Annotated in this window: 12 protein-coding genes; 9 read left to right on the top strand and 3 right to left on the bottom strand. The window is 68.9% G+C overall.

Annotated features, from left to right (window positions below; translation table 11 throughout):
- Positions 1-508: 508 nt before the first annotated feature.
- Entirely contained in the window at positions 509-2,347 is a 1,839-nt protein-coding gene (locus tag FVQ98_RS06455) for an IPTL-CTERM sorting domain-containing protein (protein WP_222707573.1), read from the bottom strand.
- Between the two features lie 212 nt (positions 2,348-2,559).
- On the opposite strand from FVQ98_RS06455, the gene FVQ98_RS19615 reads away from it, so the two are divergent.
- The 4 genes from FVQ98_RS19615 (at position 2,560) to arfB (ending at position 4,338) form a co-directional block, all read left to right on the top strand.
- Positions 2,560-2,907 (top strand): hypothetical protein, encoded by a 348-nt coding sequence (locus FVQ98_RS19615; protein ID WP_187265652.1) that lies wholly within the window; start codon positions 2,560-2,562, stop codon positions 2,905-2,907.
- A gap of 109 nt (positions 2,908-3,016) precedes the next feature.
- Entirely contained in the window at positions 3,017-3,172 is a 156-nt protein-coding gene (locus FVQ98_RS19610; protein WP_187265651.1) for a hypothetical protein, read from the top strand.
- Positions 3,169-3,930 (top strand): RNA pseudouridine synthase, encoded by a 762-nt coding sequence (locus FVQ98_RS06445; protein ID WP_147912614.1) that lies wholly within the window; start codon positions 3,169-3,171, stop codon positions 3,928-3,930. The genes FVQ98_RS19610 and FVQ98_RS06445 overlap by 4 nt, the downstream gene beginning before the upstream one ends.
- A 9-nt stretch (positions 3,931-3,939) precedes the next feature.
- Entirely contained in the window at positions 3,940-4,338 is a 399-nt protein-coding gene (arfB, locus tag FVQ98_RS06440; RefSeq protein ID WP_147912613.1) for an alternative ribosome rescue aminoacyl-tRNA hydrolase ArfB, read from the top strand.
- Between the two features lie 196 nt (positions 4,339-4,534).
- Here the strand turns inward: arfB and queA are convergent, their stop codons facing one another.
- A complete protein-coding gene (gene queA, locus FVQ98_RS06435) occupies positions 4,535-5,599 on the bottom strand; it encodes a tRNA preQ1(34) S-adenosylmethionine ribosyltransferase-isomerase QueA (protein ID WP_147912612.1) in 1,065 nt (354 codons plus the stop codon).
- 61 nt (positions 5,600-5,660) lie between these two features.
- On the opposite strand from queA, the gene recG reads away from it, so the two are divergent.
- The 4 genes from recG (at position 5,661) to FVQ98_RS06415 (ending at position 10,743) form a co-directional block, all read left to right on the top strand.
- On the top strand, positions 5,661-7,769 hold the full coding sequence (gene recG / locus FVQ98_RS06430; RefSeq protein WP_147912611.1) for an ATP-dependent DNA helicase RecG: 2,109 nt from the start codon (positions 5,661-5,663) through the stop codon (positions 7,767-7,769).
- Positions 7,770-7,896: 127 nt separating this feature from the next.
- On the top strand, positions 7,897-8,880 hold the full coding sequence (locus FVQ98_RS06425) for a LysR substrate-binding domain-containing protein (RefSeq protein ID WP_147912610.1): 984 nt from the start codon (positions 7,897-7,899) through the stop codon (positions 8,878-8,880).
- An 88-nt stretch (positions 8,881-8,968) separates the two neighbouring features.
- A complete protein-coding gene (locus FVQ98_RS06420; RefSeq protein WP_147912609.1) occupies positions 8,969-9,766 on the top strand; it encodes a phosphatase PAP2 family protein in 798 nt (265 codons plus the stop codon).
- 62 nt (positions 9,767-9,828) lie between these two features.
- Positions 9,829-10,743 carry a UbiA family prenyltransferase gene (locus tag FVQ98_RS06415; RefSeq protein WP_147912608.1) on the top strand — a complete coding sequence of 305 codons (915 nt, stop codon included), beginning with the start codon at positions 9,829-9,831 and terminating at the stop codon, positions 10,741-10,743.
- A 21-nt stretch (positions 10,744-10,764) separates the two neighbouring features.
- Here the strand turns inward: FVQ98_RS06415 and proC are convergent, their stop codons facing one another.
- Positions 10,765-11,598, bottom strand: a complete 834-nt coding sequence (gene proC, locus FVQ98_RS06410; RefSeq protein ID WP_147912607.1) for a pyrroline-5-carboxylate reductase — start codon at positions 11,596-11,598, stop codon at positions 10,765-10,767.
- A gap of 205 nt (positions 11,599-11,803) precedes the next feature.
- Between proC and FVQ98_RS06405 the strand changes: the two genes are divergently transcribed.
- A complete protein-coding gene (locus FVQ98_RS06405; RefSeq protein WP_147912606.1) occupies positions 11,804-13,999 on the top strand; it encodes a tetratricopeptide repeat protein in 2,196 nt (731 codons plus the stop codon).
- Positions 14,000-14,013: the final 14 nt, after the last annotated feature.

Here is a 14,013-nt window from a genome sequence, read left to right as displayed (position 1 = left end):
CTTCCGCGAGGCGTTGGCGCTCTTGCGCCCGCAGCACAGCATCCATCATTCCGCGCATGCCTCGGCTTGTCTTGTGCTGCGGGTGATATCGAACTCCGCACCTATCTGCGGTGCGAAAGCTGCGTTAGTGGCGAGCCGTTGCTGAGTCGCCCTACCGGCTCGCCTGGCTGTTGGGTCGCCAGCGTGCGAGAAACAGTAGGCGAGGGCGGAGTTGTCGGTGTTTTGACGGAGGGCACACCATTGCCATCTGCGAAACCGCTTTGGGTCACCAAGTGGTATCTGTACAGTTTCCTCTAACTACTGCTGAAGGCTGACTTGGGACATTCAGAGCTCCTCGGCCAATGTCCGCGATGACTGATTCCAGACACTGACTCAAAGGTGTGCAGGTAAACCAAGGCGATTCAGGACGATTCAGGCACGAACAGCTGAAGATGGAGTTCGCGCTGTGGACGCGTGGAGCGGTCATGCAGTTCATTGAGCGCGAGTTTGCGCCACGCTGGCCATACCTTCAAAGGGATAGCGGCCTGCGCCAGCCCCGCGCGCCCAGCATCCCCAGCACTGCCGCCAGCAGCGCCAGCCCCCACTCGGAGAGCGTGGGAATCGCCTGCGCGCCGCCGGGTGCCGGCGCCAACAGCAGCATCGCGTGGGGGTCTTCGATCACACCCACGTTGGGGCCACTGGTCGCGCTCTGGTTGTCGCCCGTGCCGTTATCGGTCACGGTGTAGGTCACGCTGTCGCCGGTCTTGCCGCCGTGGGCAAACCAATTCGGCGTGGCGCCTGCGCTGGCCGGGCCGAATTTGTAGGGCGTGAGGCCCGTCAGGCTGCCTGCAGGGTAGTCCACCGTGATCGTGAGCGTGGCGCCCGCGCAGCCCGTGGCGGTGAAGCGCAGCACGCCCAGCGGGGCGGTGGCGTTAGCGGGCAAGTTGTCGGCAGGGGTGGCGTCGGCCAGTGCTAGGCTGCCAACCACGCAGCCGGGCGGGCCGCTGACGGTGACCCCCGTGGGCCCTGTGCCCAGACTGGCCTTGTCCACGGTGTGTGCCAGCGGGAAGCTCGTGGCGGAAGAGTTGCTGGCGTCGCCCGCGTAGCTGGCGGTGAGGGTGTGCGCGCCCACCAGCAGGCCGCTGACGGTGCAGGTGGCCGTGCTGCCACTGATGGCGGGCGGGGCGGCGCAGGCCAACGGCACGCCGTCCGCGCTGAAAGCCACCGTGCCCGTGGGGCTGCTGGCGCTGCCCATCGTGGCGGTCAGGGTGACGCTGGCGCCCAGGACGCTGGGGTTGGCGCTGGCGGCCAGCGCCAGGGTGGGCTGAGCGGTGGGGTGGTACAACTCGGTGCTGGCAAGGTATGGGGCGCCGTTGTTCCCCCCGACGGCAAGCACCATGCCGCTTTGCAGCACGGTGGCCGTATGTTCGCTGCGCGCCTCGGCCAGCGCGCCGGTGGCAGCCCAGGTGCCGATGGCAGGGTCGTACACCACCGCACTGCTGGTGGGCGGGACAAGGTCGACCTGCCCCGATGCGACCAGTACTTTGCCGCCAGGTAGCAGGCTCGCGGTGTGGAATGAGCGTGGGGTGGGCAACGCGCTGGTGCCTTCCCAGGTGCCGGTGGCGGGGTCGTACAGTTCAGCGGCATTGAGGAAGGTTGCCCCCGCCCCGTTGCCTGCGAGAAGGAGCACCTTGCCATTGAGCAGCAGCGTGGCCGTGGGACCGTAACGCCCCGTGGCCAGTGCGCCGGTGGTAGCCCATGTGCCGTTGACGGGGTCGTATAGCTCGGCGCTGATGAGGCCGAGGTCGCCATTGGGCGTACCCCCGGCAACCAGCACCTTGCCGCCCGGCAGCAGCGTGGCTGCGTGAAAGAAGCGCCCCTGGCCCAGGCTGCCAGTAGCCGTCCAGGTACCGGTGGCGGGGTTGTAGATTTCTGCGCTGCTGCTGGCGCTAGAGATGCCCCCTGCGACCAGCACGCTGCCATTGGCTAGCAGCGTGGCGGTATGGGCCACGCGCACTTGAGTCAGGCTACCGGTGGCGGTCCAGGTGTCGGCATCCGGATCGTACAACTCGGCATGGGTGCCGGCGCCAAAGCCCCCTGCCATGAGTACCTTGCCATTGGGCAGCAGCGTGGCCGTGTGCTGGCTGCGCGCAGCCAGCATGCCGGCTGCTGGGGCCCAGGTGCCGGTGGCGGGGTCGTACAGTTCGGCCTGGACGAGGTCTCCGCTGGCGTTGGCCCCCCCTGCGACCAGCACCTTGCCATTGGGCAGCAGCGTGGCCGTGTGGCGGGTGCGCGCCGTCGCCAGGTCGCCGCTGGCGGTCCAGAGGCCGGCCTGCGCGTGTGCGGCGCCCGCAAACAGCAGGGCCATTGCCCACAGGCACCAGGCCAAACGTAGAAGCCAGCGGGGGGTGAAGTGGGCGGGGTGCGGGGTACTTGGCATCTTTTTGGCCTCCAGCGCCCATCCGGCAGGCGCAAGCAGCTATGGTTTTGATAGTTTTTTTAATCCCTGCGTGCGCGAGGGCGCTCCATGTTGCCACTGCTTACAGCTTTTGTATATCCTCGGAACTCACGACAAAGCAGATGGACACCGCGCATCACCATGCGTGTGATCAGCAGGTTGCCGATGGAAACGGCACGACCATCCTGATTGCTGTCGATCAGCAGCACGTGACCGGACTCGACCCGAGCGATCTGGTCCAGCCGCACCCAGCGGCCATCCGACAGCGGCACCGGATGGCGCTGATTTCAGCGACCGAGCCCACGGTGGCAATCATGCGCGTGGACTGGCGCTGGCCATCCACCTCGCCCTGCCCGCCGGAGTTTTCCTTCTGCACAGACTTCAACTGCGTTGAAACATCCGAAGGCGGACGCCCAACCGCTGCAGAACCGTCTTTGCTATCGCAATGTCGTCATTGGGCTGGCTGCTGATCTTGAGATTTCAGATCTAAGTGACCGCTTCTTTGCGTTTTTCGACCACGGATGTGTGCACCACACGATCAGCAAGACTTGATTGGCTTCGCTGCGTAACATCTACCCCATGACATCTCCATCGGCTCCCGCCACCCAAGACAAGCGCCAGCGCCTCAACCTCCTGAAAATTCCTCCCAACCAGATCGCCGCTCGTGCGCCAGCGCTAGTCGGGCGCGATTTGATTGCGCAGGCCGCGGCCGCCGTCAAGGCGCGCTCGCTGTGACCGCCGCCGCAGGCACATCACCCAGCGAACCCGAAGGCCAGCGTCTGGCCAAGGCCGTCGCCGCGCTGCTGACCTGCTCGCGGCGCCAGGCCGAGCAGTACATCGCCGAAGGCTGGGTGCGGGTGGATGGGGTGTGCGTGCGCACGCCGCAGGAGCGCGTGGCGCCCGGTCAGAGTGTCGAGGTGGATGGGCAGGCGCCTCTGCCGACGCGTTTGCAGCCGGTGCTGCCTGCCACGCTGCTGCTGCACAAACCCGCGGGGGTGTCGACCCAAGCCGCGCTGGATCAGCTGACCGAAGCGGCGCACTGGTCGGGTGACACGTCGGGCATTCGCTTGAGCACGGCGCACCTGCGCGGGTTGCAGGCGCTGATGCCGCTGCCCACACCGGCCAGCGGTCTGTGCGTGTTCAGCCAGGCGCCGGGGGTGGTGCGCAAGCTGACGGAAGACGCGGCGTTTGTCGAACAGGAACTGATCGCCGAAGTGCAGGGTAGGGACGGCATGGCTCCTGGCGGCTTGGCGCGCCTGGGTCACGGCCTGGTCTGGGCCGGTCGGCCGCTGCCGCCTGCGCGCGTGAGCTGGCAGAGCGAAACGCGGCTGCGCTTGGCCATGAAGGGCATCGCGCCCGAGCGTGTGGAGTGGATGTGCGCGCAGGTGGGGCTGCAACTGCAGGCGCTGCGGCGCATCCGCCTGGGCCGCGTGCCGATGGCGGGGCTGCCGGTGGGGCAGTGGCGTTACCTGCCGATGGGCGAGCGCTTCTAGGGGTGGCGCGTGGCGTGCCAGGTGAAGGAAGGCGAGGTCGAATGGACGGCCGTGCGGGCGCAGGGGCCGGGCGGGCAGAACGTCAACAAGGTGTCGACGGCGGTGCACCTGCGCTTCGACATCCAGGCCTCGTCGCTGCCCGCGGCGGTGAAGGAGCGCCTGCTGGCGCTGCCTGGGCGCCGCGTGACCAAGGAAGGCGTGCTGTTGATCAAGGCGCAGTCCGCCCGCACGCAGGAGCAGAACCGCGCCCTGGCGCTGGAGCGCCTGCAGGCCATCGTGGATGAGGCGGCGCAGGTGCCCGAAATCCGCCGCCCGACCAAGCCGACCTACGGCTCAAAGCAGCGGCGACTGGAAGGCAAGGCCCAGCGCTCGCAAGTGAAGGCGCTGCGGCGGCGGGTGGACGATTGAAGATCGCAGGCTGCCATTCCTCCTGAAAGAATAGCTCGTCGCGCTTGCTGCACGCGGCTTGGAGGCCTAGAAGGCTTGAAATTCAGGGGCTGTGCGACGGGTCGCCTTGGCGCACCAGTACACCGCGTTGCGGTCTCTAAAAGAATAGCTGCCCGCGCTTGCTGCGCGCGGCTTACAGGCCTAAATGGCTTGTAACTCAGGCGGTAGGCGACGGCGCGCTCTGGCGCACCAGCCACATCGCGTCGCCGTAGCTGAAGAAGCGGTAGCGCTCGGCGATGGCGTGGCGGTACAGCGCCATGATGTGGTCGTAGCCCGAGAAAGCGCTGACCAGCATCATCAGCGTGCTGCGCGGCAGGTGGAAGTTGGTGATCAGCGCATCCACCACCTGCCAGTCGTAGCCGGGCGTGATGAAGATGCCGGTGTCGCCGCTGGGCTCGCCACGCTGGGCCCAGCTTTCCAGCGTGCGCACGCTGGTCGTGCCTACGGCCACCACGCGGCCGCCGCGCGCGCGGCAGTCGGCGATGGCCTGCTGCGTGGCGGGCGGCACGTGGTAGCGCTCGCGGTGCATCACGTGGTCGGCGATGTGGTCGCTCTTCACGGGCTGGAAGGTGCCTGCGCCGACGTGCAGGGTGACGGCGGCGCGCTGCACGCCGCGCGCGTCGAGCGCGGCCAGCACCGCTTCGTCGAAATGCAGGGCCGCGGTGGGGGCGGCGACGGCGCCGGGGTTTTTGGCGAAAACCGTCTGGTAGCGCTCGGCATCCTCGGCCGCGTCGGGGTCGGCGTGCGCCTGGTTGCGTTCGATGTAGGGCGGCAGCGGCATGTGGCCGTGCGCCGCCATGAGCTGGTAGGCGTCCTGCGACAGGCGCAGGTGGAACAGCGGGCCCTGCGCGTCGGGCCAGCGGCCGAGCAGTTCGGCGGTGGCGCCACCGTCCATGTGCAGCAGTGCGCCCACCGGCGGTTTTTTGCTGACCTTCATGTGCGCGGCCACGGTGCCGTCGGGCAGCACGCGCTCGATCAGCAGTTCGAGCTTGCCGCCGGTGGCCTTTTCTCCAAAGAGACGGGCTTTCACCACCTGGGTGTCGTTGAAGACCAGCAGATCACCCGCGCGCATCAGCGTGGGCAGTTCGCGGAACACGCGGTCGACGGGTGTGGGGCCGCTGCCATCAAGCAGGCGCGAGGCGCTGCGTTCGGCGGCGGGGTGCTGGGCGATGAGCTCGGGCGGCAGAGCGAAGTCGAAGTCGCTCGTGGTGAAGGTGCGCATGGGCTTGAGGGCCGGACGGGCCCGTGCCAAGAAGGTGTGTCGGCGAAGGCAGAATTGTCCCATGCCCGCTTCGGCCAAGCCCGCCCCCGACAAGCTCAGCGTTCCGCAAAAAGCGCTGCGCAAGCTGGGTCTGGTGCGCCCGATCGACCTGGCGCTGCACCTACCGCTGCGCTACGAAGACGAGACGCGCGTGGTGCGCCTGGCCGACGCGCTGGACGGCGACACGGTGCAGATCGAGGGCGAAGTGACGCAGCAGGAAGTCAGCTTTCGCCCGCGCCGGCAGTTGCTGGTCAGCGTTAACGACGGCAGCGACAGCTGCGTGCTGCGCTTCTTCAATTTCTACCCTTCGCAGCAAAAGCAGATGGCGGTGGGCACGCGAATCCGCGTGCGGGGCGAACTGCGCGGCGGCTTTGGCGGCCTGACCATGATGCACCCCACGGTGCGCGCGGCCGGCGGCGCATTGCCCGAGGCGCTGACGCCGGTGTACCCGACGGTGGCCGGGTTGCCCCAAGCCTACCTGCGCAAGGCCGTGGGCGCCGGGCTGGCGCAGGCCGACTTGTCGGCCACCGTGCCACCCGAGATTCTGGGTGAAATCAGAGGAAAACCCTTGTGGGAACTGCGCAAGGCGCTAGCTTTTTTGCATCACCCAGCGCCCGACGTGGCGCTGGTGCAGCTGGAAGACCACACCCACCCAGCGTGGCAGCGCCTGAAGGCCGAAGAGCTGCTGGCGCAGCAGTTGTCGCAGTTGCAGGCGCGGCGCGCGCGCCACCGGCTGCGCGCGCCGGTGTTGCCATCACAGGCTGGCGGATTGCATGAGCAGCTGCTGGCCGCGTTGCCCTTTGGTTTGACGGGCGCGCAGCGCCGCGTGGGCGAGGAGATCGCGCAGGATCTGGCGCGCACCCAGCCCATGCACCGCCTGCTGCAAGGTGACGTCGGCAGTGGCAAGACGGTGGTGGCCGCGCTGGCGGCGTGCGTCGCCATCGACGCGGGCTGGCAGTGCGCGCTGATGGCGCCGACCGAGATCCTGGCCGAGCAGCATTTCGCGAAACTGGTGGACTGGCTGGCGCCGCTGCTGGAAGCGCGCGGCCAGCGCGTCGCCTGGCTGACCGGTAGCCAGAAAAAGAAGGCGCGCGGCGAGATGCTGGCGCTGATCGACAGCGGTGAGGCGGCGCTGGTGATCGGCACGCACGCGGTCATCCAGGCGCAGGTCAAGTTCCGCCGCCTGGGGTTGGCCATCATCGACGAGCAGCACCGTTTCGGCGTGGAACAAAGGCTGGCTCTGCGCAACAAGCTATCGGAAACGGAGCGGGCAGGGGATGATAAGCAGGTCGCGCAAGAGCCACACATGCTGATGATGAGTGCCACGCCGATCCCGCGCACGCTGGCCATGAGCTATTACGCCGACCTGGACGTGTCGACGCTGGACGAACTGCCGCCCGGGCGCACGCCGGTGGTCACCAAGCTGGTCAGCGAACAGCGCCGCGCTGAGGTGATCGAGCGCATCCGCGCGCAAGTGGCGCAGGGCCGGCAGGTGTACTGGGTCTGCCCGCTGATCGAAGAGAGCGAGGCGCTGGACCTGAGCAACGCCACCGAAACACACGCCGAGCTGTCTGCAGCGCTGCCTGAGGCGATGGTGGGGCTGCTGCATTCGCGCATGCCACCGGCCGAGAAGAAGGCGGTGATGTCGCTGTTCAGCGCCGGTCAGATGGCGGTGCTGGTCAGCACCACGGTGATCGAAGTGGGCGTGGACGTGCCCAACGCCAGCCTGATGGTGATCGAACACGGCGAGCGCTTTGGCCTCAGCCAGCTGCACCAGCTGCGCGGGCGCGTGGGCCGCGGCGCTGCGGCATCGGCCTGCGTCCTGATGTATTCGGCACCCGAAGGCGGCCGTCTGGGCGAGACGGCGCGTGCCCGCCTGCGGGCGATGGCCGAGACGACCGACGGCTTCGAGATCGCCCGGCGCGACCTGGACATCCGCGGCCCGGGCGAGTTCCTGGGCGCGCGCCAAAGCGGCGCCGCGCTGCTGCGCTTTGCCGATTTGCAGGACGATGCGCCCCTGCTGGAATGGGCGCGCGAGGCGGCGCCGCGAATGCTGGATGAATTTCCTGATCTCGCCGCACGCCACGTCGATCGCTGGCTGGGCGAACGGGCGGATTATCTGAAGGCGTGAGCGCCGCCGCGCGCCCTTGTGTGCCGACCTGAGTGGCCCCACCGACAGTGGGATTTGGCCTCCGCGATGCGCGGGCGTTGTGCGATCATGCTGCTGCTGGCCGCCCGGCTTCGCGAGCAGAGATTGCATGACCCTGACCGAACTCAAGTACATCGTTGCCGTCGCCCGTGAGAAGCACTTCGGCAAGGCCGCGGAAGCCTGCTTTGTCTCGCAGCCGACCTTGTCGGTGGCGGTCAAGAAGCTGGAGGAAGAGCTGGACATCAAGCTGTTCGAGCGCAGCGCGGGCGAAGTGACGGTGACGCCACTGGGCGAGCAGATCGTGCGCCAGGCCCAAAGCGTGCTGGAGCAGGCTGCCGAGATCAAGGAAATTGCGCAGCGCGGCAAGGACCCGCTGGGTGGCCCGCTGCGGTTGGGCGTGATCTACACCATTGGCCCCTACCTGCTGCCGGACCTGGTGCGCCAGATCATTGAGCGCACGCCCCAGATGCCGCTGATGCTGCAGGAGAACTTCACCGTCCGCCTGCTGGAGATGCTGCGCATGGGTGAGATCGATTGCGCGATCCTGGCCGAGCCCTTTCCCGACACCGGCCTGGCGATCGCCCCGCTGTACGACGAGCCCTTTGTCGCCGCGGTGCCGGTGGGCCATGCACTGGGAAAACTGCCGGCGGTGTCGAGCGAGCAGCTCAAGAACGAGACCATGTTGCTGCTGGGCACGGGCCATTGTTTCCGCGACCATGTGCTGGAGGTGTGCCCCGAATTCGCCCGCTACGCCAGCAATGCGGAAGGCATTCGCAAGAGTTTTGAAGGCTCGTCGCTGGAGACCATCAAGCACATGGTCGCTGCTGGCATGGGCGTGACCCTGGTGCCGCGTCTGTCGGTGCCGCCGGGCCAATTGGATGGAGCGGCCGATGGCCGTCCGATGGGGGCGCACAGCGACGAGCAGTTCGTGCGCTACCTGCCTATTCTGGATGGCGACGGACACAGCGCGCCGCCGACGCGGCGCGTGGTGTTGGCCTGGCGCCGCAGCTTCACCCGCTACGAGGCGATCGCCGCCTTGCGCAACGCGGTGTATGCCTGCGAGCTGCCGGGCGTGACGCGCCTCAGCCAGTGATGCCACTCGCCGTGTGGGGCAGCGCCACCCAAGGCGCGGTGGGCGCGGCCCTGGGGGGCGTGGCGGTGTCGGCGCGCGGGGCCGAAGGATGAATTCGACCGGGTCCGGCCTGACGTCGCTGGCGCAAACCCTTCACCACTGGCTGAGCCCCTTGGCGCCTTGGGCGCTGGTGCTGTTGTTCCTGCTCGCGCTGGGCTTCGCCTGGCGCGTGCGACGGCCGGCGCCGGGCCGCGTGCACGTGCGCGCCGCAGGCAGCGGCTGGCTCTGGCTGGCGGGCGCGCTGGCTTTGCTGGCCGTTGCGCTGACGTGGATGGTGGCCCAGGGCTATCACCCGGCCGTGCTGGCTTGGGACCAACAGGGTGCGGCCTGGGGCGCGGCGATGCGCGCCGATGGCTGGGGTGCGGCGGCGACGCGGCTGGGCGAGCTGACCAGTGGGCCGCCGATGATCGCCTTCGTCCTGCTGGTCGCGCTGGTGCTGACCCTTCGTCGCAGGGGCACGCTGGCCTGGGGCTGGTTGCTGGCGACCAGCCTGAACAGCCAGTGGGTGCAGGTGCTCAAGCAGGCGATCGCCCGCCCCAGGCCCAGCACGGTGGGCGATACGTTGGTGACCGGGTTCAGCTTTCCCAGCGGGCATGCGGCGGGCGCGATGATGGTGTTCGGCCTGCTGGCCTGGCTGCTGTGCCGTCGCTCGGCGCCGGCGGTGCAGGGCTTGGGCGCCCTGGTGGTGGCGGCCGTGATCGTCTGTGTGGGCACCAGCCGCGTGGTGCTGGGCGTGCACTACCTGAGCGATGTGGCGGCGGGCTTTCTCTGGGCTGGCGCGTGGCTGGCCTGTGCGGTGTTCGCGTTGCAGCCGGTCGCCGGTCGGGTGCCGCGCCTGTACCGCTGATGGGAGGGAAATGTGACCTCGGCCCTTCAGCCAATTGCGCGAACAGCTATGATTTCAATAGTATGAGAGCGCCCCCCCATTCCGCGCCGCAGACCCACGATAGCGTCGCAGCGCCGCCCCAGCGCAGCAAGCTGTCGCTCTACCTCGACCTGATCCGCTGGAACCGACCGGCCGGCTGGCTGGTGCTGCTGTGGCCCACGCTGGGCGCGCTGTGGCTGGCGTCGGGCGGCTTTCCAGGCTGGCATCTGCTGCTGGTATTCGTGGCCGGCACGGTGCTGATGCGCTCGGCCGGTTGCTGCATCAACGACGTGGCCGACCGGGATTACGACCGCCACGTCAAGCGCACCGCCCAGCGCCCCATCACCAGCGGCCAGGTCAGCGTGCGTGAAGCGCTGTTGCTGGGCGCGGCGCTGGCGCTGGTGGCGTTTGCGCTGGCGCTGACGACCAACCTGGCGGTCGTGCTGTGGTCCATCCCGGCCGTGCTCGTCACCATCGCCTACCCGTTCACCAAGCGCTTTTTCGCCATGCCGCAGGCGGTGCTGGGCGTGGCCTTCGGCTTCGGCATTCCGATGGCTTACGCCGCCGTGCTGGGCCACGTGCCGCTGCAGGCGCTGTGGCTGTTTCTCGGCAAGATCGCGCTGGTGCTGGCCTACGACACCGAATACGCCATGGTCGATCGCGACGACGACCTGAAGATCGGCATGCGCACCTCGGCCATCACGCTGGGCCGCTTCGACGTTGCGGCGGTGATGGGGTTTTTCTCGGCTTATTGGTTGATCTGGCTGCTGGTTAGCGCCCCATCTGCGCAGTCAGCTTTTTTTTGCATAGCGTTTGGCATCGCCGCCGCGCAGATCGTCTGGCACTACACGCTGATCCGCGGGCGCACGCGCGAGGGTTGCTTCATCGCCTTCAGCAAAAGCCACTGGATCAGCTTTGCGGTGTTCTGTGGCATCGCAGCGGGGCTGGCCGGGCGCTGACCGGCGCGTTGCCGCTGGGCCTCAGCGCCCGAACTCGTCGCCCAGTTCCTTGGCGCGCACCGCGGCGGCGTGCAGCGCGCCGACAAAGGCGTCTTGCATGCCGGCCTGGTCCAGATGGGTCAGCGCGGCGTAGGTGGTGCCGCCTTTGCTGGTGACGCGTTCGCGCAGCGTGGCCAGCGTTTCGGGCGAGTCGGCGGCCAGCGCGCTGCCACCGGCGAAGGTGCCGACGGCCAGGCGGCGCGCCTGTTCGGCCGTCAGGCCCATCTGCGTGCCCGCGCGCTCCATCGCTTCCAGAAAATAGAACACGTAGGCGGGGCCGGAGCCGGACAGGGCGGTCACCGCGTCCAACTGCTCTTCACGCTCGATCCACAGCGCATCGCCGGTGGTGCGGATCACGCTCTCGGCCAGGGCGCGGTCTTGCGCACTGGCGGCGGCGCTGGCAAACAGCCCGGTCATGCCTTTGCCGACGAGAGCCGGGGTGTTGGGCATGCAGCGCACCACGCGCGCGCTGCCGCCTTGCGCGGCCAAGTCGCCCGCGCGGATGCCGGCCATCACCGACAGGTGCAGCGCCTGGCCTGCATGCGGCGCCACGGGCGCGGCGGCTTCGCGAAAGCTTTGCGGTTTGACGGCCCAGACGATCAGCCCGGCGCGCGCCAGAAAGTCGCCTGCGGCGGCGTGCGCCTCGATGCCGTGCGCGGCGCGCAGCGCGTCGCGCGAGGCTTCAAACGGCTCGACCACGTCGATGCGTTCGGCCGCCACCCCTTGCCGGCGCAGGCCGCCGATGATGGCGCTGGCCATGTTGCCGCCGCCGATGAAGGCCAGATGCAGGTCGGAAGGCAGGGCGGAATCGGTCATGGCGTGGCTGGCAAAGGTTGGGAAAAACGAGGCCAAGTGTAGGCGCAGCGCACTGCTAGACTGCCCGCGCACAAGGGACGCGTGGGCTGGCGGGCGCAGGCGACAACGCTGACGCCCAGAGGCGCACGGAACTCGCCCGCGCCGGACGCGGTCTCTCGAAGCTGCGCGCGCCGGACTCGCGTCCACCCACCGTACGCAGGCCAGCATGACCGATTCAAAAAAGTACCAGTTCAACCTGCCCAAGACCGGCGCGCCCAGCGCGGGTGCCTGGGGCGTGTGGGGCGTGGGTGCGCCGCCCGCGGTGCCGGTGACGACCGAACTGCCCGACGACGCCCATGCTTGCCTGGCCAAGGGCAACACCTGGCTGCAGGACGGACGTGTGGACGACGCGTTGCGCGCCTACGACCGTGCCATTGCGCTGAGCCCGGAAATGTTCGAAGCGCATTTCAACCGCGGCAACGTCCTGCTGCGCCGGCAACGTCCAATGGAAGCGCTGGCGGCGTTCGAGCGGACCATTGCGCTGTCGCCCGAGCTGGCGATTGCGCACTACAACCGCGCCACGCTTTTGGCCGCCAACGGACGCGAGGACGAGGCCATGGCAGGCTACGAACGCACGCTCTCACTGGACCCGGCGCAGGTGCAGGCGCGCTTCAACCTGGGCACGCTGCACCTGAAGCGCGGCGAGGGCGAACAGGCCCTGGCCTGCATGGACGCCGTCATCCAGCAGGCGCCAAACGTGGCGGAGGCGCACAACAACCGCGGCAGCGCACTGATGCTGCTGCAGCGCGCGGCCGAAGCCGGCCAGGCCTTTGATCGCGCCGTCGCGCTCAAGCCCGGGTACGCCGAAGCCATCAGCAACCGCGGTGGTCTGCGCCTGCAGCTCAACCACCATGAGGCGGCGATCCACGACCTGCGCGAAGCCGTGCGACGCAACCCGGCTGAGCCGGCATCGCACCGCTTGCTGGGCGCGCTGCTGCGTGAGACCGGTGACCTGGACGGTGCGCTGGCCGAATTTCACAAGGTGCTGGAACTCGCGCCCGAGGCCCCGGGCGCTTTGAGCGACTGGGTTGGTACGCTGGCCGAAGCCGGCGACTGGACACAGCTGACCGACGGTGTGGCGCGCCTGCAGGCTGCCGTGCGAGAAGGCCGTGGCGGTGTGCAGCCCGCGGTGGCCGTTGCTCTGATCGCCTCGCCCGAGCTGCAACTGGTCTGTGCCCAACAGGCGGCCGCGCGCCTGCCCGCGGCGCAGCTCGGGCCGCTGGTGCGCCGCCCGGGTAGCGGCAAGCTGCGCATCGGCTATTTCTCGGCCGACTTTCACGAGCACGCCGGCGCCGAGCGCCTGGCCGCGCTGTTCGAGCGGCACGACCGCGAGCACTTCGAATGGCTGGCTTTTTCCTACGGTCCGGTGACCACGGACGACATGCACAGCCGGCTGCGCAAACCGTTCCACCAGTTCATGGAGGTGCGCGAGCGCGGCGACCGCGAGATCGCCCAACTGGCGCGAGAACTGGGCGTGGACGTGGCGGTGGACCTGAACGGCTACGCCCGCGGCGGGCGGCCCGGCATCTTCGTGCAGCGCTGCGCGCCGGTGCAGGTGGGCTGGCTGGGCTGGCCCGCCACCACGGGTGTGTCCGCCATGGACTACGTCATCGCCGACCGCGTCGCCTTGCCCGCTGGGCTGCACCCGCAGTTCACCGAGAAGGTGGTCTCGCTGCCGCACACCGCCCCGGTGGGCGAGGCCGAGCGCCGCGTGGCCGAGGTGGATGCGACGCGCGAAGCGCAAGGCCTGCCGGCCGATGCCGTGGTGTTCTGCGCCTTCCACCCCATGCACCTGATCGCTCCCGCGGCGTTCGACGGCTGGATGCGCATCCTGCAGGCCGTGCCGGGCAGCGTGCTGTGGTTGCCGGACGAGCACTCCGTGGCCAGCGGCCACCTGCGCGACGCCGCCAGCGCGCGCGGGGTGGACACGTCGCGTTTGGTCTTCGCGCCGCGCGCCGCGACGGACGTGCGGCTGATGCGCTACGCCTTGGCCGATGTGCTGCTGGACAGCGCGCCCTGCAGCAACGCCACGGCCGTGGGCGACGCGTTGTGGGCGGGTCTACCGGTGGTGACGCAGGCAGGCCAGGCCTTGTCCGGGCGCACCGGCGCCAGCCTGCTGACAGCGGCCGGCCTGGCCGAAGGGGTGGCCATGTCGGCCGCCGACTACGAAGCGCGCGCCATCGCCCTGGCGCAGGACGCACCGCGCCGGGCGGCGCTGCGCGAGCGCCTGCTGGCGGCCCGCAAGACCTCGCCCCTGTTCAACCTCAAGGCATTGGCGCGCCAGCTCGAATCGGCCTACGTCGCCATGGACGAGCGCAGCCTGCAAGGCCTGCCGCCGCGCGCTTTCGACGTGCGCCGCTGACGCGGCGCCGCGGC

Origin of the sequence: Ottowia flava, assembly GCF_008017535.1 — a bacterium.
GTDB classification, from domain to species: domain Bacteria; phylum Pseudomonadota; class Gammaproteobacteria; order Burkholderiales; family Burkholderiaceae_C; genus Ottowia; species Ottowia flava.
The sequence above is the reverse complement of the archived record's forward strand: the minus strand, read 5'-3'. Positions and strand labels throughout refer to the sequence as shown.

Excerpts from the sequence above, each read along its gene's own strand:
- FVQ98_RS19610 (WP_187265651.1), top strand. The coding sequence starts at position 3,017 with ATGACATCTCCATCGGCTCCCGCCACCCAAGACAAGCGCCAGCGCCTC.
- FVQ98_RS06425 (WP_147912610.1), top strand. The coding sequence starts at position 7,897 with ATGACCCTGACCGAACTCAAGTACATCGTTGCCGTCGCCCGTGAGAAG.
- proC (WP_147912607.1), bottom strand. The coding sequence starts at position 11,598 with ATGACCGATTCCGCCCTGCCTTCCGACCTGCATCTGGCCTTCATCGGC.
- FVQ98_RS06420 (WP_147912609.1), top strand. The coding sequence starts at position 8,969 with ATGAATTCGACCGGGTCCGGCCTGACGTCGCTGGCGCAAACCCTTCAC.
- FVQ98_RS06455 (WP_222707573.1), bottom strand. The coding sequence starts at position 2,347 with ATGGCCCTGCTGTTTGCGGGCGCCGCACACGCGCAGGCCGGCCTCTGG.
- queA (WP_147912612.1), bottom strand. The coding sequence starts at position 5,599 with ATGCGCACCTTCACCACGAGCGACTTCGACTTCGCTCTGCCGCCCGAG.
- FVQ98_RS06415 (WP_147912608.1), top strand. The coding sequence starts at position 9,829 with ATGAGAGCGCCCCCCCATTCCGCGCCGCAGACCCACGATAGCGTCGCA.
- recG (WP_147912611.1), top strand. The coding sequence starts at position 5,661 with ATGCCCGCTTCGGCCAAGCCCGCCCCCGACAAGCTCAGCGTTCCGCAA.
- FVQ98_RS19615 (WP_187265652.1), top strand. The coding sequence starts at position 2,560 with ATGGACACCGCGCATCACCATGCGTGTGATCAGCAGGTTGCCGATGGA.
- FVQ98_RS06405 (WP_147912606.1), top strand. The coding sequence starts at position 11,804 with ATGACCGATTCAAAAAAGTACCAGTTCAACCTGCCCAAGACCGGCGCG.